The 3,543-nt window shown below is 66.9% G+C and carries 3 protein-coding genes; 2 read left to right on the top strand and 1 reads right to left on the bottom strand.

Features of this window, described 5'->3' with window-relative positions; all coding sequences use genetic code 11:
- Positions 1 to 1,432 (top strand): CHAT domain-containing protein (locus H8A92_RS39980; protein ID WP_229200739.1); only part of this gene is annotated, 1,432 nt, incomplete at its 5' end.
- Positions 1,433 to 1,601: 169 nt separating this feature from the next.
- Positions 1,602 to 1,838: a hypothetical protein gene (locus H8A92_RS39975; RefSeq protein WP_092124162.1), complete on the top strand. Its 237-nt coding sequence runs from the start codon at positions 1,602 to 1,604 to the stop codon at positions 1,836 to 1,838.
- 335 nt (positions 1,839 to 2,173) lie between these two features.
- Here the strand turns inward: H8A92_RS39975 and rpoD are convergent.
- On the bottom strand, positions 2,174 to 3,543 hold a 1,370-nt coding region (gene rpoD / locus H8A92_RS39970; protein ID WP_229200738.1), incomplete at its 5' end, for an RNA polymerase sigma factor RpoD.

Below are 3,543 nucleotides of genomic sequence, written 5' to 3'. Positions count from 1 at the left end.
CTTCGCCGCCGCCGTGCTGCGCTGGAAGACGCTCGGCGGCGGCGACGCCACCGCGCTGCGCCAGTTCGAGACGCAGGTTGCCGGCAAGGACGAGGAGACCGCGACGCTGGTGCGCGCGGCGCTGCGGCTCAACGGCGAGAAGCAGGAGCTGTTCTCGTCGGGCAATATCGACGACTGGGCGCGATCGGTGTGGGGGCGGCAGGACGCGGCCGAGAAGGCGCTGACCAAGCGGCTCGATGCGATCGGCATGAAGCTGCCGCAAGACCCGATCCGGCCGTCGCAGCTGCTCGGGCCGCAGGAAGCTGTCGTCAACTACTTCATCACGCGGCAGTGGAAGGCGGATCGGCAATCGAAGGAGCCGCTTGCGGCAACCGTGCTCTACGCCATCGTCGAGACCGCAACGAGCGAGCCGCGCGTGGTCGATCTCGGCGATCCCGGCCGCATGGTCGACACCGGAGTGCGCACCGAGATCGCGCGGCTGCGGACGATGCGGGCCACGGCGCCTGATCCCGGCGCCAGGGTGCCTGACGCCAGGTCGCTCGACCTCAAGAGTCGCTTCCAGAACCTGCACGCGCGGCTGTTCGCGCCGCTGGAGCCTGTCCTCAAGGACAAATCCACGCTCTATGTGGTGCCGGACGGCTTCCTGTTTGCGGTGCCGTTCTCGCTGCTGGCAGGCGCCGACGGCGGCCTGCTGGAGGACCGCATTACGATCCGGATGCTGACGAGCCCCGATGCGCTGATCGCGATTCATGCGCGCGAGACGCTCGATCAGCGCGGCGCGATGTTGCTCGCCGGTGGCATCGAATACGGCGAGCCCGGGCCGATGCCGCTGCCCGGCACGAAGACCGAGATCGAGGCGATCGCAAAACTCGCCCGGGCGCGCGGCGCGCCGGTCGAGATGATGAGCGGGCACGACGTCAGCGAAGCCGCGCTGCGCCAGGCGATCGGCAAGGCCCGCATCGCGCATCTGGCGACGCACGGCTTCTATCACGACAGCACGGCGGGAGGCCTCGACACGCTCTGGCAGAGCGGCATCGTGCTGTCCGGCGCCGGCGGCAGCCGCTGGCCGCTGCGCGACGAGAAGGACGGCTATCTCTATGCCTTCGAATTGATGGACTGGGACCTGTCGGGGCTCGACCTCCTGGTGCTGTCGGCCTGCGAGACCGGCCGCGGCGACGAGAGCTTCGTCAGCGGCCTGCGCGGCCTGCCGACCGCACTCGGCATCGCCGGCGTACGGCGCGCGCTGTTGACATTGTGGCCGGTCGCCGACGAGGGCACCGCGAACTTCACCGTGCGCTTCTACGAGCATCTGGCCGAGGGCCTGACCTATTCGGATGCGTTGCGCCGGACGAAGCGCGACGCGCGCGACGGCAAGGTCGCGGGCGCAAGGGATCCCGGCGTGTGGGCGGCGTTCGTGCTGTTCGAGGGCTGAGGCGTATATGTCGTTGATGTGACCGGACGGGTGCGGCGACGGCATCGCAGCCCGAACTGCGCCCGACGTTGCGCAAGGGCTGTGCGCAACCTGATCGCGCAGGGCAGACCGGCGCGAGGGGGCGGCGATTTGCTTTGACAGCCGCGCGCCGATCAGGGACAAGCCGCGCATGCCGAAAAAACCCGGGACCAATCCCAAAGGCGAATTCGCCTTCTTCAACGTCTTCTATGAGGACGGCTCGCAGCGTTCCAACCGCCGCGTGCCCTCGGAGCTGTTGGGCGGGCTCGACGGCGACGAGCCGGCGCGCGCCTTCCTGCGCGAGCAGGACCGCGAGATCGCCGAAAAGGGCGGCCGCCCGCCGCTCGAAATCAAGACCATCGAGCGCGTCGGCGCGAAGAAGAAGTAGCGGGGCGAGACTTTCGCGCCTCGTCAACAGCGGAGCAAGCGGCACCCCTCTCCCCGCCCCTCCCCCGCAAGGGGGGAGGGAGCCCTTCCGCCGGTGCTTCCCTCGCATTTTGCGAACGATATGCGACGCGCGCCTGCGCGCGACACGTTATGGCGCGACTGCAAGAGCGAGAAGCAACGTCAGGCGACACACCATTCAGGCTCCCTCCCCCCTTGCGGGGGAGGGTTGGGGAGAGGGGTGGCCGCGGGCGCTGGCGTGAGTTTGTCGCGGTCCGTCTGCAAACAAAAACGGCGGGCATCGGCCCGCCGTTCTTGTTTCGATCAATACCGATGGAATCAGTTGTCGAGGAACGACCGCAGCTTCCGCGACCGCGACGGGTGCTTCAGCTTGCGCAGCGCCTTGGCTTCGATCTGGCGGATGCGCTCTCTGGTCACCGAGAACTGCTGGCCGACTTCTTCCAGCGTGTGATCGGTGTTCATGCCGATGCCGAAGCGCATGCGCAGCACGCGCTCTTCGCGCGGGGTGAGCGAGGCCAAGACGCGCGTGGTGGTCTCGCGCAGGTTCGACTGGATCGCAGCATCGATCGGCAGGATCGCGTTCTTGTCCTCGATGAAATCGCCGAGATGCGAATCCTCTTCGTCGCCCACCGGCGTCTCGAGCGACAGCGGCTCCTTGGCGATCTTGAGGACCTTGCGGACCTTCTCCAGGGGCATGCCGAGCTTCTCGGCGAGCTCCTCCGGGGTCGGCTCGCGGCCGATCTCGTTCAGCATCTGGCGCGAGGTGCGGACGATCTTGTTGATCGTCTCGATCATGTGCACGGGGATGCGGATGGTGCGGGCCTGGTCGGCGATCGAACGGGTGATCGCCTGCCGGATCCACCAGGTGGCGTAGGTCGAGAACTTGTAGCCGCGGCGATACTCGAACTTATCGACCGCCTTCATCAGGCCGATATTGCCTTCCTGGATCAGGTCGAGGAATTGGAGGCCGCGGTTGGTGTACTTCTTGGCGATCGAGATCACGAGACGGAGGTTGGCTTCCACCATCTCCTTCTTGGCCTGACGGGCCTCGCGCTCGCCCTTCTGCACGCCGTGCACGATCTTGCGGAATTCGCCGATCTCGAGCCCGGTGAGCGCCGCCAGCGACTGGATCTCGTGGCGCAGGTCCTTGATGCGGTCCTTCTCGTGATGGACGAAGTTCTTCCAGCCCTTGGCCGAGAGCTTCGAGACACGGTTGAGCCAGCGCGGATCGAGCTCCGAGCCCTGGTAGTTGCGCAGGAAGTCCTCGCGCGCGACGCCGTGGCTGTCGCCGAGGCGCAGCAGGCGGCCCTCGAACGAGACCAGCTTCTTGTTGATGTCGTAGAGCTGCTCGACCAGCGAATCGATGCGGGCCTGGTTGAGGCGCAGCGACTTCACCTCGACGATGATCTCGTCCTTCAGCTTCTTGTACTTGCGCTCCTGCGAGGGCGACAGCGACTCGCTCTGCAGCTGGTTGGCGATGTCCTGCTCCTGCAGGCGGCGCAGCTTCTTGTACTCGGATGCGATCTTGTCGAAGGTCTCGACCACCTTCGGCTTCAGCTCGGCCTCGATGGCGGCGAGCGACATCTGGTTCTCGAACTCGTCGTCGTCCATGTCGCCTTCGGCGGCGGCTTCGCCCGGATCCTTCTCCTCGCCGCCGGCTTCGCCACCGGCGGGCGCGGCGCGGAACG

The organism is Bradyrhizobium acaciae (assembly GCF_020889785.1).
Taxonomy (GTDB): Bacteria; Pseudomonadota; Alphaproteobacteria; order Rhizobiales; family Xanthobacteraceae; genus Bradyrhizobium; species Bradyrhizobium acaciae.
The sequence above is the reverse complement of the archived record's forward strand: the minus strand, read 5'-3'. Positions and strand labels throughout refer to the sequence as shown.

Bases quoted from the DNA above. Each gene is read 5' to 3' on its own strand.
- H8A92_RS39975 (WP_092124162.1), top strand. From the start codon at position 1,602: ATGCCGAAAAAACCCGGGACCAATCCCAAAGGCGAATTCGCCTTCTTC.